The organism is Streptomyces sp. PL-29 (assembly GCF_058344425.1).
Genome location: NZ_CP136996.1, coordinates 5,705,081 through 5,726,448 on the forward strand (window position 1 = coordinate 5,705,081; position 21,368 = coordinate 5,726,448).

Below are 21,368 nucleotides of genomic sequence, written 5' to 3' on the forward strand. Positions count from 1 at the left end.
GGTGCCTGCCGCACCCCGGGCCCGCCGTCCTCACGCCCGCCGCCGTAGCCAGCCGAGGGCCGCGGCGGCGGAGTCCGCCTCCGCGACGCCGTCGGGGACCGGCGGACGGCGGACGACGAGGACCGGAATGCCCGCCTCGCGGGCGGCCGTCAGCTTCGGCGCGGTGGCCGAGCCGCCGCTGTCCTTCGTCACCAGGACGTCGATGCGGTGCCGGGCCAGCAGTTCCCGCTCGTCGTCCAGCGTGAACGGGCCACGCGCCAGCAGGACTTCCAGGCGCGGCGGGACCGGCCCGGCCGGTGGGTCCACCGAACGCACCAGGAACCACAGGCCGCCGAGGCCCGCGAAGGTGTGCAGGCCCATCCGGCCGGTGGTCAGGAACACCCGGCCGCCCAGGCCCGGCAGTAGGCCGGCGGCTTCGGCCAGGGAGTCGGCGAACGTCCACGTGTCGCCGGGGCCGGGCTGCCAGCCGGGGCGGCGCAGCGCGAGCAGCGGGACGCCCGAGAGGGCTGCCGCCGCGGCCGCGTTGAAGCTCATGCGCTCCGCGAAGGGATGGGTGGCGTCGACCAGATGGGTGACCCCGTGCGCGCCGATCCAGGCCGCCAGACCTCCGGGCCCGCCGAAGCCGCCGATCCGGGTCCCGCCCGGCGGGAGCACCGGCGAGGCGACCCGCCCGGCCAGCGAGGTCGTCACCCGGTAGGAGGGCTCCCGCGCCAGCGCCTCCGCGAGGTGGCGGGCCTCCGTGGTGCCGCCCAGGATCAGGACGTGCGCCGGGGCGGTGTCAGCAGACATGCCGGTCGCGCTCGGGGGAGTACAGGTGGCTGTCGCGGAACTGCTCCGCGCCGAGCGTACGGCCCACCACGATGACGGCGGTGCGGACCAGACCCGCCTCCTTCACCTGACCCGCGATGTCGGCCAGGGTGCCGCGCAGGACCAGCTCGTCGGGGCGGCTCGCCATCGCCACCACCGCGACCGGGCACTCCGCCCCGTAGTGCGGCAGCAACTCGTCGACCACCCGGTCCACGTAGCGGGTGGCCAGATGCAGCACGAGCAGCGCCCTGCTGCGGCCCAGGGTGGCCAGGTCCTCGCCGGGCGGCATGGGGGTCGCCTGCTGGGCGATCCGGGTGAGGATCACGGTCTGCCCGACGGTGGGCACCGTCAGCTCCCGCTTGAGGGCGGCGGCCGCGGCGGCGAAGGCCGGCACGCCCGGGACGACCTCGTAGGGGATGCCGGCCGCGTCCAGCCGGCGCATCTGCTCGGCGACCGCGCTGAAGATGGACGGGTCGCCGGAGTGCAGCCGCGCCACGTCCTGGCCCGCCCCGTGGGCCCGTACGCACTCGGCGATGATCTCGTCCAGGTTCAGCTGCGAGGTGTCGACGAGGCGGGCGTCCGCCGGGCACTCGGCGAGCAGCTCGCGCGGCACGAGGCTGCCCGCGTACAGGCAGACCGGGGCGGCGGCGAGGGTCCGGGCACCGCGCACCGTGATCAGGTCGGCGGCGCCGGGGCCCGCACCGATGAAGTACACGGTCATGTCTGATCCTTCTCCTTCGTTACCGTCTGGGTTGCCGTCGCCGGCTTGGTCACCGACCACTGGGTGACCGCCATCGCCTGCCGCCAGCCCGTGAAAGCGCCCACCGGCACGGCGTGCGCGACGGCCAGTTTCACCAGGTCGCCCCCGTGGCGCCGGTAGCGCTCGGCGAGGACCGCCTCGGACTCCAGGGTGACCGTGTTCACCACCAGCCGGCCGCCGGGAGCCAGCGCGGCCCACACCGCGTCGAGCAGGCCCGGCGCGGTCAGCCCGCCGCCGATGAACACCGCGTCGGGGGCCGGCAGCCCGGTCAGCGCCTCGGGAGCGGCGCCGACGACCACGCGCAGGCCGGGGACGCCGAGCGCCGCCGCGTTGCGGGTGATCCGCGCGGCCCGCTCCGGGACGCGCTCCACCGCCACCGCACGGCACGACGGGTGTGTGCGCATCCACTCGATGCCGATGGAGCCGGAGCCGCCGCCGATGTCCCACAGCAGTTCGCCGGGGGCCGGGGCGAGCGCGCACAGGGTGGCGGCGCGCACGTGGCGCTTGGTGAGCTGTCCGTCGTGCTCGTACGCGGTGTCGGGCAGGCCGGGGGTGGAGCCGAGGCGCGGCCCGCCGTGGGCCGGATCGCGGAGGCATTCGACGGCGACCACGTTCAGCGGGTCGCCCGGCGCGTGGTCCCAGCCCTCGGCGGTGCCCCCGTACACGTGCTCGCGTTCCGAGCCGAGTTGTTCCAGGACGCGCATCCGGCTCGGGCCGAAGCCCCGCCCGCGCAGCAGGGCGGCGATCTCGCCCGGGGACGCGGCACCGGCGCTGAGCACGAGCACCCGGCGGCCGTCGTACAGCGCGGCCGCGAGCCGGTCCACCGGACGGCCCACCACGGTGACGACCTCGGTGTCCTCCAGCGGCCATCCCAGGCGGGCGCAGGCGTAGGAGACGGACGAGGGGTGCGGGTGGACCAGCAGGCGGTCCGGGCCGAGCTCCTCGGAGAGGGCGCGGCCGATTCCGTAGAACATGGGATCGCCGCTGGCCAGCACCGCGATCCGGCGCCCGGCGTGCTCGGCCATGAGCAGCGGTACGGCCGGCCGGAGCGGGCTCGGCCACGCCACCCGCTGCCCGGCGCACTCGGCGGCGGGCAGCAGGTCCAGCTGGCGCGGCCCGCCGATCAGTACCTCGGCGCGGGCCAGCGACGACCGCGCGGCGGCGGTCAGCCCGGCCCACCCGTCGGCGCCGAGGCCGACGACCGTCACGGGTATGGGGGGCGGTGCGGTGCTCACGGCGCTGTACCTCGGGGGCGGGAAGGGGCAGGAGGGCGGACCCGCAGCCTACTGGCCTGCGGCTGCGCCACTCGCGCCCGCCCCGGCAGGTGCCCCGCCGGCGTTCGCCGGCGGGGCTTGCCGCGGTCCCTTCGGGAAGGAGCGGGTCAGGGCCGGGTGGCGCGTTCGTGGAGGGCGCGTACGCGGTCGCCGAAGCGGATGCTGTAGGAGGTCTCGTCGTCGCCGCCGCCGTCGAGGCCGCCGATCACCCCGACGAGGGTGTGCCCATCGGTCAGCACCGGACCGCCGCTGGTCCCGTTGGGCACGTCCGCACAGTCCAGCCGTACCTGCGTCGGGCCCGCCGGGCGGGCGGTGGTCCGGCAGTCCAGGGGCTGCTCGGAGACGTTCGGGTAGCCGACGAGCCGTGCGGGCGCGGGCAGTTCGGTTCCGAAGGCGATCGTCGTGGCGCCGGTGACGTCCTCCAGCCGCTGGCCGGGGTGTCCGGGCCGGCGCAGCCGGAGGAACGCGATGTCGACGTCGGGGTCCTCGTCCGCCGTCCAGCGCGGGTCCACGTCGATGCGGGTGGGCACCCACACGCCGTACGGTGCGATCCCGTCCCGGTAGCCGGGGGCGAAGGCGAGGTTGGTGCGGAAGCCGCCGCCGTACACGCAGTGGGCGGCCGTGGCGACGAGGTCTCCGAGCGGCGAGTGGACCACGACGCCGGAGCAGTGGTGGTCGGGGTCGCCGTCGTTGCCGGGGGAGAAGAGGGCGCCGACCGCCGGTTCGGCCGGGGCGGGCCGGGCCTCCAACGGATCGGAGGGCTCCCAGCCGCCGGAGCGCCAGTCCACCGCGTCCGCCGCGGCGAACGCCCCGCCGTCCGCGGGCGGTTCGGTCGGTTCACGGGCGATCCCGTCGAGTACGGCCGAAGCCGTCCGGTCGGCCTTCTCGGGGTCCTGCTGGTAGACGCCCCGCGCCGGGTCGCCGTCGGCGCGGTGGGCGGCGATGCCGCGCAGCTCCCAGGCGACGTACCCGGCCCCCACGAGGACCAGGGTGCACACGAGGCCGACGGCCACGCCGCTCCGCGCCGCGGCCCGCCCCGGCTGCCGCCCCTCGACCCTGCTGGACATGTGGCCCCTCCCGCTCCCGAACGCGTCCGACTCTCGGTTCGATGGGGGGAGCGCGGTCCGGGTTCCGAGGTCGGTACGTGTCCGTTCTCACAGCCGATCCTACCGTCGTGCACATGCCATGCGTGGGCGGTCCGGGATCCGCACCACAGCTCTCACCCCCTACCACCCGCTCCCGTCCCCGCCCGCCCGCTCCGCCGCCCGGCCGTGGGGACGACCCGGGCCCGCGTCGCGTCACGACGCCGCGTCACCGCATGTGCGTTCGACTGCGTTCGGTTCGGGTGGCGCCGGACCCGCCGTTTCCCGCCCCCCGCCGAGCGCCCGGCGCTATCGTGCCGGGGCGGAGGGGCGACGGCACGAGGGGGCTGGGCGGCGATGCGTTTTCTCTTTGTCCACGGCACGGGCGTACGGCGCGACCGGCACGACCGGCTCTTCGCCCTGGTCCGCGAGCGGCTGACGGCCAGATTCCCCGGCGCCGCCGTCGACTCCTGCTACTGGGGCGACCGCTTCGGCGCGACCCTCGGCGCCGGCGGCCGCTCCCTGCCCGGATCGAAGTCCGCGACGGGAGCCTCACCCGACCCCACCGACGCCGAGACGGCCGAATGGGCCTTGCTGCTCGCCGACCCGCTGTGCGAACTCCGGGTCCTCGCCGAGGCCGGCTGGCCCTCCGGACCCGGGGGCGAGGACGACGTCGCCGACGGAGACCCCTTCGCCATGCCCGGCGTCCAGCCCGCCGGGATCCGGGTACTCGCGCAGCTGTCCGGCCTACCACCCGCGCCCCCGCACCCCGGGGACGAGCTCGGCGCGCTCCTGCACGGCACCGCACTCGCGGCGGACTTCCCCACCGCCCTCGACGCCGTCGTCCGCTCCGCGGAGGCGGCCCGCGCCGCGGAACGCGCCACCGGCGAACCGCAGGCGCGGGAGCTGGCGACCGCCCTCTCCAGGGCCGTCGCAGCCGGGGCGCTCGCCGACGCCGGAGCCGAGGCCGACTGCACCGGCGCCGAACGCGACCGCCTCGTCGAACTGCTCACCACCCGCCTCGGTGGCGACGCCCGGGTGCCCGGCGCCCGCGCGGCCGCCTTCCTCGGCCGGCTCGCCCTGCGGGTCACCACCCAGCCCCTGCTCAACGCCCGGCGCGGCTCCCTCACCGCCGCGGCAACCCCCGCGCTCGGCGACATCCTGCGCTACCAGGCCCGCGGCCACGAGTTGAGGCAGTACCTGCACACCCGGATCGCCGCCGCCCCCGGACCGACCGTGCTCATCGGTCACAGCCTCGGCGGGATCGCCCTCGTGGACCTCCTCGCCCTCGCCGCCGCCCGCGGCGAGGCCGTCCCCGGCGCGGCGCTCCTCGTCACCGTCGGCTCCCAGGCCCCCTTCCTCTACGAGCTCGGCGCCCTGACCGCGCTCGAACCGGGCGCGAAACTTCCCCACGGCTTCCCGCGCTGGCTCAACGTCTACGACCGCCAGGACGTGCTGTCCTACCTGGCCGCCCCCGTCTTCCCCGGCGACCCGCGCATCACCGACCACGAGATCGGCAGCCGCCAGCCCTTCCCCGCCTGCCACAGCGCCTACTGGAAACAGGACGCCCTCTACGGCCGGATCGAACAGGCGGTGGCCGAAGCGGAGATCGGGTGATCCCCTCCGACTTCCTGCCCCCGGCCCTCGGCCCGCAGCGCACCTTCGCGCTCGTCGCCGGTGTCGAGCGCTACGACATCAGCCACCGCTGGAACCTGCGCGGCCCGGCCCGCGACGCCCTACGCTTCGCCCAGTGGCTGACCGGCCCCGCCCAGGTGCCGCCCGGCAACCTCAGGCTGCTGCTGTCCCCGCTCGACGAACCCGACGCCCTCCACTGGCCGGACTCCCCGGCCATGGACGCCCTGCGGACCGCGTACCGGCCCGCGACCGAGGAGAACGTCAAGGCGGCGCTGCTCGACGAACTCCCGCAGTGCGACGGCGACCTGCTGTGGATCTTCTGGGCCGGACACGGTTACCTCGGGCCGCGCCAGGAGCTGATGCTGCCCTGCGCGGACGCCCGCCCCAGCCAGATCCGGCACCTCAACCTCGACTCGGCACTGCGCTGGTGGCGCACCGACCTGGTCAAGCACCGCAGCTTCCCGCTCCAGGCCGCGCTCGTCGACTCCTGCCGGGTGGACGCGCCCCGCGACGCCCGGTGGAACTTCGGCAGCACCGACTACGGCGGCGGCAGCGCGGTGCCCGGACGCCGCCAGTTCCGGCTCTACGCCTCCCGCGAGGGCGAGGCCGCGCAGAACGACGCCGAGCGCGGCGCCGGCCGCTTCACCGAGGCTCTCCTTTCCGAACTCGGCGCACGCTCCCTGCGGGAGAGCGTCAGCGGGCTTCCGGTCGCCGCCCGCAGCATCCACCGCACCTTCCAGGAACTGCGCGAACGCGGCGAGGGCTGGCAACTCCCGCAGTTCCTCGTGGACCGCGACTGGGACGCCTGCTCCTTCCTCGACGACGGCCTGACCGCCCCCGCGCCGCCCCGGGCGGCCCGGCTCGACCAGCAGGCCTGGGACGGGCTCGCCGAGGTCTTCGAAGGCCGCGAACTGCCGCGCTGCGCCTACGAGGCCTACGCATGGGCCTTCAGAGCGGCCGGCTGCACCACCCCCGTCGGCGGGGGCCTGCCCGGCGACGCCCTGCTGGAGGTGGTCCAGGACCTGGACGAACGCCAGGGCGGGCACGGCGGGATGCCGCTGGCCGTACCCTTCGTGCGCTTCCTCGCCGACCGGGCCGGGACGGCCGGCGACGCGGCCTGGGCGGGCCGGCTGAAAGGCTGGGTGGACGCCACCCGCGAACGGCTCGTCCTGCCGGTGCTGCCCCCGCCGCCGCCCCCGGCGCGTACGACCGTGGTGCACGTCGGGCTGGAGCCGCCGCCGGACGGCGGGCCCGGCCTCCGGGCCCGGATCTGGCTGAGCGGCGAACGCACCGAGCAGATCTGGGAGTCGGGGGGCGAGCCCGTGCGCCTGGACGCCGTACGGGGGGAACTGCTGCGGCGGCTCGCCCTCGTCGGCGCCTCGCCGCCCGAGGGCGGCGAGGCCGGGCCGCGGACCCGGGGCGGCGTCGACCGCATCGAGTTCCACGTGCCGTACGAACTCCTCGACGCCGACTTCGACCAGTGGCCGGTGCCCCGCGGCCCGGCCGGGCGGCCCCGGGCCCTCGGCCTGCTCCACCAGGTCGTGGTGCGCTGCCCCCAAGAACGCGTGGACACCCGCGCCGAATGGCACGCCAGCTGGCGCTGGCTGTGCACCCGGGGCGGCCGGCACCCCGAGGCCGTACGGGTGGTGAAGGAGACCGACGTCACGGACGTGCTGGGGATGGAGTTGGCCGACCGGCCGGCGCCCGCGTGCGTCCTCGCGCACACCGTCGCCGCCCCGCACGCGGGCCTGCTCGAAGCCGTACTCGAAGGCGGCGTGCCGGTCGCGGTGTGGCGCCGCGGCGGCGGCGCGCCGGCGCCCCCGCTCCTCGACCTGCTCGCGCCGCACGGGCCCGACGGACGGCCGGATCCCGGCGCACTGGACGTGCTGTCCCTGCCCGCGCGGGTGCGCGAAGTGCGCCGGGCGGCCGCCGGCGCCGCCGCGAGCGACCGAAGCGCCGCCCAACGCGACTCAGGAGCAGACCAGTTGGTGCTCCTGTGGGACGATCCCGACGACATACCGGGCTTCCGGTCCCTGGCCTGACCCCGACCCCACCGACAGACGGCGACACGACGACGGAGGCAGAGGCAGTGGTGAAGGACTGGTGGCTGTACCACGGGACCGGTGAGGGCGCGGACCGCCGCGCCCGCCTGGAAGCCGGGCCCCCGCCGCCCTGGCGGCACTTCACCGGAACCCCCGACCCCGGGTACGCGCCGCCCGGGTGCGAGGGCCCGGCCTGGGAGCGCACCCGCAGCCGCGGCGAGGGCTACGTCCCCGACGAGCAGGAGAAGGACGTCGTCAACACCGCCCTGCACCTGCGCAGGCCGCTGCTGATCACCGGGAAGCCGGGTGTCGGGAAGTCCACCCTCGCCTACAGCATCGCTTCGGACCTCGCCCTGGGTCCCGTACTGCACTGGCCGATCACCAGCCGGACCGTGCTCCGCGACGGGCTGTACCTGTACGACGCCATCGGCCGCCTCCAGGAGGCCGGGCTGGAGCAACTGCGCAGGCCGGCCGGTCCGCCCGGCGGCGCCCCCACGCCCGAAGCCGGACCCGAGCCCGCCCACGCACCCTCGATCTCCCGCTACCTGCGGCTCGGGCCGCTCGGCACCGCCCTGCTGCCGCAGGACCGGCCCCGCGTCCTGCTCGTCGACGAGATCGACAAGAGCGACATCGACCTCCCCGGCGACCTCCTGACCGTCTTCGAGGACGGCGGCTTCGTCATCCCCGAACTGGCCCGCCTCGCCCAGGAGGACCCCGCCGTCGCCATCGGTACCGACGACGACCCCGACGCCGCCGTACGCATCCCGCAAGGCCGCGTGCAGTGCCGCTACTTCCCCATCGTCATCCTCACCAGCAACGGCGAACGCGACTTCCCGCCCGCCTTCCTACGCCGCTGCGTCCGCCTGCACCTGGAGCCCCCCGGCGAGGAGAAGCTCGCCCTCATCGTGCGCCGCCGCCTCGGCATCGACGTCGAGGCCGGCGGGGAGTACCGGGAACTCGTCCGGGACTTCATCGACCGGTCCGGGGACGGGGACCTCGCCACCGACCAGCTCCTCAACGCCATCCAGCTGCGCCTCGCCGGAGCCTGGTCCGCACCCGGCGACCGCGACCGCTTCCTCAAGACCGTCATGCAGCACCTGACCGGGCCCACGGCGTGATCGGGGAGCTGCTCGCCGCCCTCGCCGACGGTGCCGAGGACGCGGGCCCGCGCCCCGACATCGGCACCGAGGAGATCGCCGACATCCTGTGGTTGGCCGCCCGGGTGGACCCCGCCTGGTCCCGCCCGCCCGCGCTGCCGCTCGGCGACGCCGCGGACGAGCGGCCGCCGGCCGCTGACACCACGGCACCCGAGGCCGCGACGCCTGCCGGCGGCCCGGCCGACGGCCACCCGGCCGTCAGGCTCTTCCCCGCATCCGTCGCCGACCCGGCCGGGAAACCCGGCGACGACGGCGCCGGCCGCCGGGGCTCACCCGTACGACTGCCCCGCGCCGCCTCCCTCGACGACCCGCTCGCCCTGATGCGCGCCCTGCGGCCCGTCGGCCGGCGCTCCATCGGAGGTCCGGGTGAAGAGCTCGACGAGCAGCTCACCGTGGAGCGCAGCATCGAGCGGATGGTGCCGACCCCCGTCCTGCGCCCGGCCGAGAGCCGCTGGCTGGACCTGGCGCTCGTGGTCGACACGCACCATTCGATGCTGCTGTGGGCGGACCTCGTGGACGAACTGCGCCGCGTACTGACCCGCAGCGGCGTCTTCCGCGACGTACGGGTCTGGCGGCTGACGGGCACCGGCTCCGGCGCCCCCGTGATGCTCACCCGCGGCCGGTCCGACGCGCCCCGCAACCCGCTGGAGCTGGCCGACCCCGCAGGCCGCAGGCTGATCCTGGTCCTCTCCGACACCGTGGCGGGCGGCTGGCGCGAGGCCTCCGTGCAGGGCGTGCTCCGGCACTGGTGCACGCACAACGCGGTGGCCGTGCTGAACGTGCTGCCCGAACGGCTCTGGACGCGTGGCGCCGTCCGGCCGGTCCCCTTCGCCGTCCGGGCTGACCGGCCCGCGGCGGCCACCCGCTCCTGGCAACGGGTGGCGACCGCCCGGCGATCGCGGACCGCGCGCGGCCGCGCGCCCGACATCGTCCCCGTGGTCGGCGTCGCCCCGGGCGGTCTGGCCCGGCTGGTGCGGGTGGTCGCCGGAGACGGCCGCTGGCGACGCCTGGGCTGTCTGCGGCTGGACGCGGATCCGGAGCGCGGGCCGGGAGCGCCGCGCGTGGGCGGAAGCACCGCGGCCGCTCCCCACAACCCCTTGGACGTGGTGGAACGCTTCCGCGCAAGTGCCTCCCCGACCGCTCAGCAGCTGGCCGCGCACCTGGCCGCCGTACCGCTGACCCTGCCGGTCATGAACCTGGTTCGGCGCTCCCTGCTGGGAGGCTCCGAGCACGGCCACCTCGCCGAGGTCGCCCTCGGCGGACTGTTCGCCCCCTGGGACCACGAACGGGACGCCGAGGAGGTGGAGTTCGAGTTCCTGCCCGGTGTCCGCGAGGTGCTGCTCGGCTCGCAGCTGCGCGGGGACGTGGCCGCCGTACGGGAACTGGTCCGCCGCCGTGTGTGGGAGTACATGACCCGCAGCCGCGGCACCGGGCCGGACTTCTCCGCGACCCGTGTCGCCGACGGCCGCGAGGGCCGCCGCCGGGTGGCCGACGCCACCCTGGCGTTCGCCACCCGGCCGCCGGGAGAACCCGGTCTGGCGGACCGGGTCGTACGGATCCGCCACGAGCCGGTGCCGGAGCCGCAGGAGGTCGGCGTCCTGCTCACGGCGCGGCTGGTCCTCACGGTCGGGGACGCCCCGCCGGCCCGGAGCACCGTCGCCTGGGTCCGGGCCGGCGGTCGCGAGGTCCCGTGCCGACCGCTGTGGTGGGACGACGCGCTGCCCAGGGTGTTTCTGCTGCTGGCCGACGAGGACCTCGCGGACCCGACGGTCTGCGCGCTGCCCCTGCCCTGGCTGACCGCGGACGACCAGGTCGCGCGGGTGCGGGTCGACGGCCGTACCGACCAGGGGGAGCCCGTCGCCCTGACGGGGGAGGTGGTTCCGTACGAGGGCGCCCGCAACGGGGAGCTGGTCCGGCTGTCCGGGGAACCGGAGGCCTGGACCCACTACCGCGGCGGCCCGGTCTCTCGCGACGGCGCGCTGATCGGCGTCGTCCACGGCGTCTGGCCCGACCGCATGGTGTTCCTGTCGGGCCGCGCCCTCCTGGAACAGCCCGGCTTCCGTGCCGTGATGGCGGAGCACGGGCCGGTACGTCCGGTGGCGATCGCCTCCGTGTGCCTGGCCGTGCGGCCCGCCGGCGATGGTGTGCATCGGGCCGGCAGCTCGCTCCACGCGGAGACGGTGGAACTGCTGACGCGGTGCGTCGCGGACGCGGGCATCACCGAGCGGCCGACCGGCGGTGAGCCCGGTGCACCCGTGGTCCTGCTGCTGGCGGGGCCGGGAGCCCTCGGCAAGGCCGGCCGACTGCTGACCGAACTCCACGACGAGACGGCCCGGTTCGCAGGTCTGGGTAGCGGTCCCCTCCCGCTCGACGTGGCCGTGGCCGTGGGGCCTGCCGCGACCGTCCCGCTGGGCGGCGACCCCACCGGGCCGCCCGCGTCCGAGGCCGTCCGGATCGTCCGGCATCCCGGGATGACGGAGCGGCGCCGGCGGTTTCCCTGGTCCCTGAACGTCGCCCTGTCCCACCCCCTGTACGAGGCGCTCGGCGAGGAGGTCGGCCCCACGGCGACGCGTGCCCTCGTGCCGCTCGGCGGCACGGGGGACGGCTGGTTGTGCACCGACCCCCAGGCACTCGGCGCGGCCCTGACCGAGGCCGACGGGTCACAGGACGCCGGCGTCGCGTGGCCGGTGTGCGGTCGCCGTGGGGCGGAGGATCTCCGCGCCCCGTGCACGGGAATCCGGCTGCCCGGCCACGACGTGTGCCTCGCCCATCTCGATCCCGACGAGGAGCACGCGTACCTGGAGACCCTCGGGCCCGGGGCCGCGGTGGACTTCCGGGGAACCACCTTCGAGGGAGGGCTGCTCCAGCGGCTCCTGAACGTCTTGCGGGAGTCCCGCTCACAGCCCGTCACGCTGGGCGGGGCGGCCTTCGACCGCGCCACCTTCGTGGACGACTGGAACGAGGGCGGCATCGAGTTCCTGGCCCGCGCGTCCTTCACCCGGGCCGTTTTCGCCGGGCGGGCCAGGCTCGGGAACTCCACCTTCGCCGGACGGGCCTCCTTCGACCGCGCCGTGTTCCTGGGCGTCGGCGACTTCGACCGCAGCCGGTTCCGGGCGGGAGCCGACTTCCGCCGCGCGCAGTTCCGCGGACTGGCGGGATTCTCGGACAGCGTCTTCCTGGACGAGGTGTCCTTCGCCCGTGCGGTGCTGGAGGCCTCGGCGGACCTGAACGGGCTGCGGGCGGTCGCGGCCGCGGACTTCTCGCGCGCGGTGTTCTGCGGCCTGACCGGGCTGAGCGGGGCCTCCTTCACCGGACCGGTCTCCTTCGCCTCCACGACCTGGGAACTGGGACTGGTGTCCACCGGTGCGGTGTTCCGAGGAGCGGTGGACTTCGGCGGAGCCACCTTCCGGGGCAGGGTCAGGCTGGAACAGCTGAGCCTCCGGGAGCCGCCCGGGTCCGCCTTCGAGGACCGGCCAGGCCGCTGGGCGGTCCGCCGGCGTCCGGACGACACCTGGGACATCCACCTGCTCGGCGGCGGGGAACAGTGAACGGGCGGCGTCCGACCGGTCAGGAGCCGCTGCGGGAGGTCTCCAGGACGCGTGGGGGAAGCCCGTCCCGGGCGGGGAGGCCCGCCTCGATCTCGTCCAGGGCGCGGCGCGCCGCCGCGATGCGGTCCCGGACGTCCGGGGCGGTTCCGGCGCTCGGCTGCGGGTCCGGCTGCCGGCGTTCGCGGCCGGCGGCGTCCTCGATCTCACGTGCCTCGTCGAGGGAGTTGAGGACCACCCCGATCAGGACGTTGACCAGGACGAAGGAGGCGAGCAGCGCGTAGGAGGCGTAGTAGACGATGCTCAGGCGGGAGATCTCCAGTCCCGCGCGGACGGCGTCCGTCAGGCCGTCGAGGGTGGTCAGCAGGAACAGCGTGAGCATCGCGCGGCCCACGGAGCCGTAGTGTCCGGGGTCGGACTCGGCGAAGCAGACCCAGCCGACCATGGCGTACACGTACAGGACCAGTCCGCCGACGAACAGGAAGCTGGCGGTGCCGGGCAGGCTGCGGCCGACCGCGATCAGCAGGATGCGCAGGTGCGGCAGGAAACGGGCCGTGCGCAGTACCCGGGCCAGCCGCAGCAGCCGCAGCAGGGTGGTGTTCTCGCGGACGAACGGGACGAAGGCGGAGGCGACCACCGCGAGGTCGAAGACGTTCCACGGGTCGCGCAAGAACGCGCTCGGCCGGTCCGCGAAGGCGGCGACGCGCAGCAGCATCTCCAGCGTGAACAGGGCCAGGCAGCACCGCTCGGCGATCCGCAGCACGCCCTGGTACTCCGCGGCCAGACCGCTGTACGTCTCGACGCCCATCAGCGCGGCGTTGAGCAGGATCACGCAGAAGACGACCATCCCGAAGGCGGAGGCCTCAGTGGCCACCCGGCACCGGGCTGCCAGTTTCATCCGGCGGCGTCCGGCCGGCCTGGGGTGTGTCATCGTGCTCCTCGTGCTTCTGCGCGTGCGTCGGGGCCGAAGGGCGGCCCCATTCCCTAACGCCCCACAGCCGCTCGGGTTTCACCCGCGTCCGCAGGCCCGGGCGCCGGCCCGGACCCGGGCCCGGCACGATCCCGAGTGCCCAGCGACTGCGCCCCGCTGGACGCCGCGTGCGCCGGGTGCCTGTGCCTGTTCGTCCCGGCCGAGCACACCGGCCGGGTCCTGGCGGGCCTGCACGCCCACCCCCGCGGCCGGATGGCCGCCGCGGTCGGCCACGTCACGGCCGATCCCGTGGGCGATGTGGAGTTCCTCTCCGCCGACGGGCGACCGCACACGCGCGGGGTCGCTGTCGCCCCGCCGCCCGAACGCCTCCTGTGACCGGTCCCCGGTGCGTTGGAATGAACAGTCGGCGGTTCCACGGGTGGAGCGGCCCGCGGGCACATATGCTCGGCGCGTACTTCCGTACGTCTGAGCACCGGAACGTCTGAACGTCCGGACTCCTGTGCGTGCGCACGTCTGTGCGCCTCCGTACGCCTCGCGAACCGTTAGGGGACCGTGCCGTGAGTGTCCGCATTCAACCCACCTCGCAGGTCGACGAGAGCGCCGAGCTCGGCGAGGGGACCACGATCTGGGATCTGGCGCAGATACGCGAGGAGGCCCGGCTCGGGCGCGGGTGCATCGTGGGGCGCGGCGCGTACGTCGGGCCGGGCGTCCGGATCGGCGACCACGTCAAACTCCAGAACTACGCGCTGGTCTACGAGCCGGCGGAACTCGGCGACGGGGTGTTCATCGGCCCGGCCGCCGTCCTGACCAACGACTTCTACCCGCGTGCCGTGGACCCCGACGGCCGTCTCAAGCGCGACGGGGACTGGGAGGCCGCCGGGGTCGTCGTCGCCGAGGGCGCTTCGCTGGGCGCCCGTTCGGTGTGCGTGGCCGGGGTGCGCGTGGGGCGCTGGGCCCTCGTCGCGGCCGGCGCGGTGGTCTCCAGGGACGTACCGGACTTCGCGCTCGTGGCCGGGGTGCCGGCCCGCCGGATCGGCTGGGTGGGCCGGGCGGGGGTCCGGCTGGTGGAGCGCGGGGGTGAGCCGGGCGCGTGGGAGTGTCCGCGCACCGGGGCGCTGTACGAGGAGAAGAACGGCCTGCTCTTCGAACAAAGCTGACGGAATGTCGGCAATTTAGGCCACAAGCATTTCCTCAAAACCACAATCAATGAACATCCGTGGGCATAGCGTGTTCCTGCACACGGGATCCGGGCTGGCAACAGGCCTTGCTCGGTGGGGGGTTGTGTACGACGAGGGCATCGCGGGCAGCGGCCCGGCGGAGCGCGGATCCACCGCGTCCGCCGACACTGCCGTGCGCGCGTGCCCGGGTCCGGGGCATCGCTGGGGGGATCCAGACGGCAGCCTCCGGAGCGGCTCGTGCCCCGGGCGCCGGGCGCCACGGGCACGGGTGCCGTCACGCGCAGTCCCCCTCCGCGGAAGGACGACCGCCAGGTCCGTCCGAGGAGCGATCAGAGGGGGTAGCAGTGTTGGAGCCGAAGAGCTCGGACATGCGGGGTGCGAGCGGCACCCGGGGAGTCGGGGTGGGGACCCGATGACCGTCACACGATTAGGAGCACTGGAGGCGGCGGACCCGCAGCTGCACGGGCTGGCGCAGCGGCTGCTGGGGCTGGCCGAGGCAGGCCTGCCCGCCATGTACCTGCCGGAGGCCGAGACCTTCGTCTTCACCAGGGCCGGAGCGGTCTCCCCCGAGGGCACCCGCCGGCTGGAACTGCGGGGGACCAGCACCCGCTACGCGGCCATCACCGCGCTGGGCGCGCGGTTCCTGCCCGAGGACCGCCAGCGCGCGCTGTTCGGCGGACGCTCTACCGAGGAGTTCACGGCACTGCTCGTGGAACGGCTGCCCGGGGTGGTCAACCTCGGGGACGCGGCGCTCATCGCCTGGGCCGCCGCCGAGACCGGACATCCGAAACTCTCCGACGCACTCGACCGCGTCGCCGCCCTGGACCCGCCCGGGCGGGCGCAGTACACGGTCGAGGCGGCCTGGGTGCTCTCGGCCCTCGCGGCCGCGCGCGCCGCGGTGGACGTGGAAGACCACCTCGCAGCCGCCCGTGACCGCCTGCTGGCCGCCAGGATCGGGGGCGGCCCGCTGTTCCCGCACGCGACCGGCCCGGGCCTGGTGCCCGGCTACCGCTCGCACGTGGCCTGCTTCGCCGACCAGACCTATCCGCTGCAGGCGCTGGCCCGGCTGCACGCGAGCGGCGACGACCCGGAAGCCCTCGCGGCCGCCGACGCCTGCGCCGCCCGCATCGTGGCCCTGCAGGGCGACGGCGGACAGTGGTGGTGGCACTACGACGCCCGCGAAGGCGGAGTGATCGAGGGCTACCCCGTCTACAGCGTGCACCAGCACGCGATGGCCCCGACCGCGCTGTTCGACCTCGCGGAGGCCGGCGGCACCGACTTCGGCGCGGCGATCCGCCGCGGACTGCGCTGGATGACGGAGGTGCCCGAACTCGCCGGGCGCACCGGCACCCCACGCGAGCCGATGATCCGCGAGGACCTCGGCGTCACCTGGCGCAAGGTCTACCGCGGCGACCCGAAGAAGGCCGTCCGGGCCGCTCGCGGACTCACCACCCGGGTCGCCCCGCACGCCCGGCTCGCGCCCCTGGACGTGCTCTTCCGCCCTCGTGCGGTGGACCGGGAGTGTCGCCCGTACGAGTTCGGCTGGCTCCTGTTCGCGTGGCTCGGGGGGCAGCAGAGATGAGCCGTCACACCCTCTTCGGGGTCGCACTCGACCCCCTGACCATGGACGAGACGGTCCAGCGCTGCCTCGACGCCGTACGGCGCGGCGAGCAGATCGAGATCGGCATGGTCAACGCCGCCAAGCTCGTCAACATGCGGCGCGACCCGGCCCTCGCCGAGGCCGTCGCCGGCTGCGACCTCGTCCTCGCCGACGGCCAGGCCGTGGTCTGGGCCGGCCGCGTCCTGGGCGTCCGCCTGCCCGAACGGGTCGCCGGAATCGACCTGTTCATGCGCCTGCTCGCCGCGGCTGAGGTGGCGGACATCCCCGTCTACCTGCTCGGTGCCCAGCAGGAGGTGCTGGAGATGATGCTCGGGCAGATCTCCGAACGCTTCCCGCGGCTGCGGGTGGCGGGCAGCCGCAACGGCTACTTCGGCGACTCGGAGCAGGAGGGGATCGCCGACGCCGTCTGCGACAGCGGCGCGCGCCTGCTGTTCCTCGGCATGACCTCGCCCAAGAAGGAGATCTTCACCGCCGGCTACGGCAAGCGCACCGGCGCTCACGTCGTACACGGTGTCGGGGGGTCCTTCGACATCCTCGCCGGCATCACCAAGCGGGCCCCCCTCGTCTGGCAGCGGATGGGCCTCGAATGGTTCTACCGGACCCTCCAGGAACCGCGCCGCCTCGGCAAGCGCTACCTCACCACCAATGCCGCCTTCCTCGCCATGACGGTCCGCGAGCTCATCAGCCGCACTCCGTCTGCCGGTTCCGCGAACAGGAGTCACTGCTGATGCGCGTCGTCGTCGTGGGACAGGGATACGTCGGCCTCCCGCTGGCCATCCGGGCCGCCGAGGTCGGCCACCAGGTGGTCGGGTACGACGTGGACGAACGGCGGGTCAAGAGCCTCGCCACCGGAGAGTCGTACGTGGAGGACGTCTCCAGCGAACGCCTCGCCCGCGCCCTGGAGCGCGGCACCTACCGTCCGAGCGAACTCGCCCGGGACTGCGGCGGTTTCGACGTCGCCGTCGTCACCGTCCCCACCCCCTTACAGGACGGGGCGCCCGACCTGCGCTACATCGAGGAGTCGGCCCACACCCTGGCCCGGTTCCTGCGCCCGGGAGCGACGGTGATCCTGGAGTCCACCACCTACCCGGGCACCACCGAGGAACTGTTCGCCCCGATCCTGGAGGACGGATCCGGGCTCACCGCCGGCGCCGACTTCCATCTGGGATACAGCCCCGAGCGCATCGACCCGGGCAACACCGTCTGGGGCTTCCAGCAGACGCCCAAGGTCGTCTCCGGTGTCGACGCCGCCTCCCTGAAGGCCGTCGAGGCCTTCTACGGGCAGCTCGTCGACACCACCGTCCCCGTGCGCTCCCCCAAGGAGGCCGAGCTGGCCAAACTGCTGGAGAACACCTTCCGGCACGTGAACATCGCCCTCGTCAACGAGATCGCCATGTTCGCCCGCCACCTCGACATCGACGTCTGGCAGTCCATCGAGGCCGCCTCCAGCAAGCCCTTCGGCTTCATGAAGTTCACCCCGGGCCCGGGCGTCGGCGGGCACTGCCTGCCCATCGACCCCTCGTACCTGAACTGGCGCGTCCAGCGGGAGCTCGGCCAGAACTTCCGCTTCGTCGAACTCGCCAACGACATCAACAACCACATGCCCGAATACGTCACGCGTCGCGTCATGGACGCCCTCAACGCCAAACGCCGCTCCGTCAACGGCTCCCGGATCCTGCTGCTCGGGCTCGCGTACAAGAAGAACACCGGTGACGCGCGCGAGTCGCCCGCCGTACGCATCGCCCAGCTGCTCCTCGACATGGGGGCCAAGGTCCGCGCGGTCGACCCGCACGTGGTGGAGGGCGTGAAGGTCGACGCCCGCCTCGCCCGGGTCGAGGCGACCCGCAAGGAGCTGGCCGCCGCCGACGTCGTCGTCCTGCTCACCGACCACGACTCCTTCGACTACCAGATGATCGCCGAGCACGCCTCCTTCGTGCTCGACACCCGCAACCGCATGACCGGCCCGAAGGTGGAGGTGCTCTGAACCCATGACCAGGATCGTCTGCGTCGCCGGGGCGCGCCCCAACTACATGAAGATCAAACCGGTGATGGACGCACTGGAGCGCCGCGGCGCCGAGGTGGTCCTCGTCCACACCGGACAGCACTACGACGAGTCCATGAACGACGTGTTCTTCCGCGACCTCGGCATCCGGGCGCCCGACCGGTACCTGGGCACGGGATCGGGCACCCACGCCCAGCAGACCGGGCGGGTGATGGCCGCCTTCGAACCACTGCTCGACGAGCTGGCCCCGGACGCGGTGGTGGTCGTCGGGGACATCAACTCCACTCTCGCCTGCGCCCTGGTGACCGCGAAGGCTGGCCCCCTGCTGGCCCACGTGGAAGCCGGCCTGCGCAGCCGCGACTGGAGCATGCCCGAGGAGATCAACCGGGTCGCCACCGACCGGGTCAGCGACCACCTGCTGGCGCCCTCGCCCGACGCCGCCGCGAACCTGCGCGCGGAGGGCTACCGCGAGGACCAGATCCACGTCGTCGGCAACGTCATGATCGACACCCTCCTCGCCAACCTGGAGCGGGCCAGGCGGTCCGATGTCCTCGACCGCTACGGGCTCACCCGCGGCGGCTACGGCCTGGTCACCCTGCACCGGCCCGCCAACGTGGACGGCCCCGGCGCGCTGCGCGGCCTGCTCAAGGCGCTCGGCGAGATCGCCGGCCGCTGCCCGCTGCTGCTGCCCGTGCACCCGCGGGCCGCGCAGCGGCTGGCCGACGTGGGCGTCCCCGACGGCATCCGGACCGTCCCGGCCGCCGGGTACCTCGACTTCATCGCCCTGCAGGACTCCGCCCGCCTGGTCCTGACCGACTCCGGCGGCGTCCAGGAGGAGACCACCGCGCTGGGCGTGCCCTGTGTGACCCTGCGGGACAACACCGAGCGACCCATCACCGTGGAAGAGGGCACCAACGTCCTCGCCGGCACGGATCCGGACCGGATCGTCGCCACAGTCGACAAGGTGCTCGACGAGCCGCCCGCGCCGCGCTGCCCCGACCTGTGGGACGGCCGCGCCAGCGAGCGCATCGCCGCCGTCCTCCTCGACGGCGGAACCGCCCGCACCCGGCCCAGACCCACCGACCTCGTGCCTCCCGGCGGGCACGGACCGCAGCAACCGAAGTAACCGCAACAAGGGGGAAGACCATGGATCTCGCCGAGATAGGGCGGGTCATGCGCAGGCGCTGGTACGTGCTGCTGCCCGGACTGCTGCTGACGGCTGCACTCACCACCGCCGTGCACCTGCTGATCCCGGTGGAGTACCAGTCGCAGAGCACCGTCACACTGCTCAACTCGTCGAAGGCCACCGAGGCCTTCGACGGAAACCCCTTCCTCAGCACGCAGGCCTCCCTGACCGGCATGGCCGACGGCCTCGCCCGCAACCTCAACTCGGACGGGGCCAAGGCCGACCTCAAGGCCCTCGGCGTCACCGGCAAGCACGAGGTGAAGATCGCCGACAACGCCCAGGGCCCCTTCATGTGGCTGACCGTCACCGGTACCGACCCGGCGGCCGTCCGCACGTCCGACGAGCTCCTCGCCGGCTACGCCGACAAGCGGCTCAAGGAGTTCCAGACCCAGCAGTCCGTGGCCCCCGAGGCCATGATCCGGATGGCGACGATCGTGCCCCCGCAGAAGCCCGAGGCACAGACCAAGACCCGTCTCCAGTACATCGTGATGGTGGCCGCGCTGGGCTTCGTCCTGAGCCTGGTGGCCGTCTTCTTCGTGGAGGCCCGCAGGCGTACTCCGCACGGGAAGAACCGTTCGGCGGCTCCCGGGACTCCCGACGCGGCGGCACCCGTACCCGTCGGTGCGGCGCCCGCCGCGACCGACGAGACGATGGCCCTGCGCACGGTCGGCCCGGGCGGGGCGGGACCGGCGTGACCGACACCGCAGCGAGCACGCAGAACGACCCCGAGGCGCCCTCCCTGGGGCGCAAGGTCGGCTCCGCGGCCAAGTGGAGCCTGATCAACACGGTCGTGATGCGCCTCGGCAACTTCGCGACCGGCGTCATCCTCGCCCGCTACTTCCTCGGGCCCGAGGCCTGGGGCGTCTACGGCATCGCCCAGACGGTCCTGCTCGTCCTGCTCTCCGCGAACGAGCTCGGTGTCTCCCTCGCCGTCATCCGCTGGGAAGGCGATCCGCGGCGCTTCGCCCCCACCGTCGTCACCCTGAGCGCGGCCTCCAGCTGCCTGCTGTACGCCGTGCTCTTCGCGACCGCCCCGGCCGTCGCCGACGTCCTCGGCTCGCCCGAGGCCAGCGGCGTCCTGCGGGTCATGTGTCTGTGCGTGGTCCTCGACGGACTCGCCCAGGTGCCGGCCGGCTTCCTCACCCGGGAGTTCGCCCAGGGCCGGCGGATGGCCGTCGACGCGCTCAACTTCGTCCTGAGCACCGCGGTGACCCTGCTCCTGGCCGTCCAGGGCTGGGGCGCGATGAGCTTCGCCTGGGGATCGGTCGTCGGCAACGTGGCCGCCCTGATCGGCTGCTGCCTCGCCGCGCCCGGCACCCTGAGGTTCGGCTGGGACCGTGAACAGGCCCGCGCCCTGCTGAGGTTCGGCCTTCCTCTCGCCGGGGCCAGCATGCTCGCCCTCGGCGTGGTCAACGTGGACACCATGGTCGTGGGCTCCACCCTGGACCCCCTCGCCCTCGGTTTCTACGTGCTGGCCTTCAACATCTCCGGCTGGCCCGTGCGCATCATCTCCGAGGCCGCCCGCCGGGTCTCCTTCGCGGGCTTCTCCCGGCTGGCCGACTCACCGCAGGCCCTGGCGTCCGGATTCGCCCGCGCCCTCGGCGTGGTGACGGCGGCCACCGTCCCGCTCTGCGTCCTGCTGGCCGCCCTCGCCGCCCCTGTCATCGAACTCGTCTACGGCGAACGCTGGCTGCCCGCGGCCGGCGCCCTGCCCTGGCTGATGGCCCTCGGCCTGGTCCGCATCGGCTGCGAACTGGCCTACGACTGCCTGGTGGCCATCGGCCGGCGCCGCTCCCTCATCGGGGTCCAGGGCCTGTGGCTCGTCCTCCTCCTCCCGGCGCTCGTGATCGGCGCCCGCGGCGGCGGCATCGTCGGAGTGTCCCAGGCCCACGTCGTGGTCGCGGGCGCCGTCGTGGTCCCGGTCTTCCTCCTCGCCCTGCACCGCGGCGGCATCCGCCTGGGCGCGGTCGCCCGGGCCTGTGCCTGGCCGCTGCTCGGCGCCGTCGTGATGGCCGCGGCACTCCTCGTGCTGGAGCGGTACCTCGGCGACTCCGTGCCCGCGCTCCTGGCAACCGCGGCCGCCGGCACCCTGGCGTACGCCGTGTGCCTCCTACCCGCCCGCACGACGCTCCGAGGATAGGCTGCCGG

At 74.4% G+C, this 21,368-nt stretch carries 17 protein-coding genes; 12 read left to right on the top strand and 5 right to left on the bottom strand.

The features are described 5' to 3' along the window. Nucleotides 1-30 precede the first annotated feature (30 nt). From R4Z63_RS26185 to R4Z63_RS26200, 4 genes are all read right to left on the bottom strand, one after another. Nucleotides 31-789 carry a cobalt-precorrin-6A reductase gene (locus tag R4Z63_RS26185; RefSeq protein WP_384447154.1) on the bottom strand — a complete coding sequence of 253 codons (759 nt, stop codon included), beginning with the start codon at nucleotides 787-789 and terminating at the stop codon, nucleotides 31-33. Further along, nucleotides 779-1,528, bottom strand: a complete 750-nt coding sequence (gene cobM / locus R4Z63_RS26190) for a precorrin-4 C(11)-methyltransferase (RefSeq protein WP_384447156.1) — start codon at nucleotides 1,526-1,528, stop codon at nucleotides 779-781. The genes R4Z63_RS26185 and cobM overlap by 11 nt, the downstream gene beginning before the upstream one ends. Further along, entirely contained in the window at nucleotides 1,525-2,802 is a 1,278-nt protein-coding gene (gene cbiE, locus R4Z63_RS26195) for a precorrin-6y C5,15-methyltransferase (decarboxylating) subunit CbiE (RefSeq protein ID WP_384447159.1), read from the bottom strand. Before cbiE ends, cobM begins: the two co-directional genes overlap by 4 nt. 146 nt (nucleotides 2,803-2,948) lie before the next feature. After that, a complete protein-coding gene (locus R4Z63_RS26200) occupies nucleotides 2,949-3,908 on the bottom strand; it encodes a trypsin-like serine peptidase (RefSeq protein ID WP_384447161.1) in 960 nt (319 codons plus the stop codon). Nucleotides 3,909-4,280: 372 nt separating this feature from the next. Here R4Z63_RS26200 and R4Z63_RS26205 point away from each other — a divergent pair, with 372 nt between their 5' ends. From R4Z63_RS26205 to R4Z63_RS26220, 4 genes are read left to right on the top strand one after another with little or no spacing between them, the layout of a single operon-like run. Then, entirely contained in the window at nucleotides 4,281-5,540 is a 1,260-nt protein-coding gene (locus R4Z63_RS26205; RefSeq protein ID WP_384447163.1) for a hypothetical protein, read from the top strand. After that, on the top strand, nucleotides 5,537-7,600 hold the full coding sequence (locus R4Z63_RS26210; protein ID WP_384447165.1) for a VMAP-C domain-containing protein: 2,064 nt from the start codon (nucleotides 5,537-5,539) through the stop codon (nucleotides 7,598-7,600). Before R4Z63_RS26205 ends, R4Z63_RS26210 begins: the two co-directional genes overlap by 4 nt. Nucleotides 7,601-7,647: 47 nt before the next feature. After that, complete coding sequence (locus tag R4Z63_RS26215; protein ID WP_384447167.1) at nucleotides 7,648-8,718, top strand: AAA family ATPase; 1,071 nt, start codon at nucleotides 7,648-7,650, stop codon at nucleotides 8,716-8,718. Next, nucleotides 8,715-12,305, top strand: coding sequence for an SAV_2336 N-terminal domain-related protein (locus R4Z63_RS26220; RefSeq protein ID WP_384447169.1), 3,591 nt, complete (start codon nucleotides 8,715-8,717; stop codon nucleotides 12,303-12,305). The genes R4Z63_RS26215 and R4Z63_RS26220 overlap by 4 nt, the downstream gene beginning before the upstream one ends. 19 nt (nucleotides 12,306-12,324) lie before the next feature. On the opposite strand, the gene R4Z63_RS26225 is transcribed toward R4Z63_RS26220, so the two are convergent. Then, nucleotides 12,325-13,233, bottom strand: a complete 909-nt coding sequence (locus R4Z63_RS26225) for an ion transporter (RefSeq protein WP_384447171.1) — start codon at nucleotides 13,231-13,233, stop codon at nucleotides 12,325-12,327. Between the two features lie 135 nt (nucleotides 13,234-13,368). Here R4Z63_RS26225 and R4Z63_RS26230 point away from each other — a divergent pair, with 135 nt between their 5' ends. The 8 genes from R4Z63_RS26230 to R4Z63_RS26265 all read left to right on the top strand — a co-directional run bounded on the left by R4Z63_RS26230 (nucleotide 13,369) and on the right by R4Z63_RS26265 (nucleotide 21,360). Continuing rightward, complete coding sequence (locus R4Z63_RS26230) at nucleotides 13,369-13,608, top strand: hypothetical protein (protein WP_384447173.1); 240 nt, start codon at nucleotides 13,369-13,371, stop codon at nucleotides 13,606-13,608. A gap of 182 nt (nucleotides 13,609-13,790) precedes the next feature. Continuing rightward, nucleotides 13,791-14,390 (top strand): acyltransferase, encoded by a 600-nt coding sequence (locus tag R4Z63_RS26235; protein ID WP_037915527.1) that lies wholly within the window; start codon nucleotides 13,791-13,793, stop codon nucleotides 14,388-14,390. A gap of 433 nt (nucleotides 14,391-14,823) precedes the next feature. Beyond that, complete coding sequence (locus R4Z63_RS26240; RefSeq protein WP_384447176.1) at nucleotides 14,824-15,993, top strand: hypothetical protein; 1,170 nt, start codon at nucleotides 14,824-14,826, stop codon at nucleotides 15,991-15,993. Next, entirely contained in the window at nucleotides 15,990-16,760 is a 771-nt protein-coding gene (locus tag R4Z63_RS26245; RefSeq protein WP_037915533.1) for a WecB/TagA/CpsF family glycosyltransferase, read from the top strand. The genes R4Z63_RS26240 and R4Z63_RS26245 overlap by 4 nt, the downstream gene beginning before the upstream one ends. Next, a complete protein-coding gene (locus R4Z63_RS26250) occupies nucleotides 16,760-18,016 on the top strand; it encodes a nucleotide sugar dehydrogenase (RefSeq protein ID WP_037915536.1) in 1,257 nt (418 codons plus the stop codon). Before R4Z63_RS26245 ends, R4Z63_RS26250 begins: the two co-directional genes overlap by 1 nt. 4 nt (nucleotides 18,017-18,020) lie before the next feature. Then, a complete protein-coding gene (gene wecB / locus R4Z63_RS26255) occupies nucleotides 18,021-19,160 on the top strand; it encodes a non-hydrolyzing UDP-N-acetylglucosamine 2-epimerase (protein ID WP_384447179.1) in 1,140 nt (379 codons plus the stop codon). 20 nt (nucleotides 19,161-19,180) lie between these two features. Continuing rightward, nucleotides 19,181-19,915 carry a YveK family protein gene (locus R4Z63_RS26260; RefSeq protein ID WP_384447181.1) on the top strand — a complete coding sequence of 245 codons (735 nt, stop codon included), beginning with the start codon at nucleotides 19,181-19,183 and terminating at the stop codon, nucleotides 19,913-19,915. Then, entirely contained in the window at nucleotides 19,912-21,360 is a 1,449-nt protein-coding gene (locus R4Z63_RS26265; RefSeq protein WP_384447183.1) for an oligosaccharide flippase family protein, read from the top strand. Before R4Z63_RS26260 ends, R4Z63_RS26265 begins: the two co-directional genes overlap by 4 nt. The last annotated feature ends 8 nt before the right edge of the window (nucleotides 21,361-21,368 follow it).

Excerpts from the sequence above, each read along its gene's own strand:
- R4Z63_RS26185 (WP_384447154.1), bottom strand. The coding sequence starts at position 789 with ATGTCTGCTGACACCGCCCCGGCGCACGTCCTGATCCTGGGCGGCACC.
- cobM (WP_384447156.1), bottom strand. The coding sequence starts at position 1,528 with ATGACCGTGTACTTCATCGGTGCGGGCCCCGGCGCCGCCGACCTGATC.
- R4Z63_RS26200 (WP_384447161.1), bottom strand. The coding sequence starts at position 3,908 with ATGTCCAGCAGGGTCGAGGGGCGGCAGCCGGGGCGGGCCGCGGCGCGG.
- R4Z63_RS26205 (WP_384447163.1), top strand. The coding sequence starts at position 4,281 with ATGCGTTTTCTCTTTGTCCACGGCACGGGCGTACGGCGCGACCGGCAC.
- R4Z63_RS26225 (WP_384447171.1), bottom strand. The coding sequence starts at position 13,233 with ATGACACACCCCAGGCCGGCCGGACGCCGCCGGATGAAACTGGCAGCC.
- R4Z63_RS26240 (WP_384447176.1), top strand. The coding sequence starts at position 14,824 with ATGACCGTCACACGATTAGGAGCACTGGAGGCGGCGGACCCGCAGCTG.
- R4Z63_RS26245 (WP_037915533.1), top strand. The coding sequence starts at position 15,990 with ATGAGCCGTCACACCCTCTTCGGGGTCGCACTCGACCCCCTGACCATG.
- R4Z63_RS26250 (WP_037915536.1), top strand. The coding sequence starts at position 16,760 with ATGCGCGTCGTCGTCGTGGGACAGGGATACGTCGGCCTCCCGCTGGCC.
- wecB (WP_384447179.1), top strand. The coding sequence starts at position 18,021 with ATGACCAGGATCGTCTGCGTCGCCGGGGCGCGCCCCAACTACATGAAG.
- R4Z63_RS26260 (WP_384447181.1), top strand. The coding sequence starts at position 19,181 with ATGGATCTCGCCGAGATAGGGCGGGTCATGCGCAGGCGCTGGTACGTG.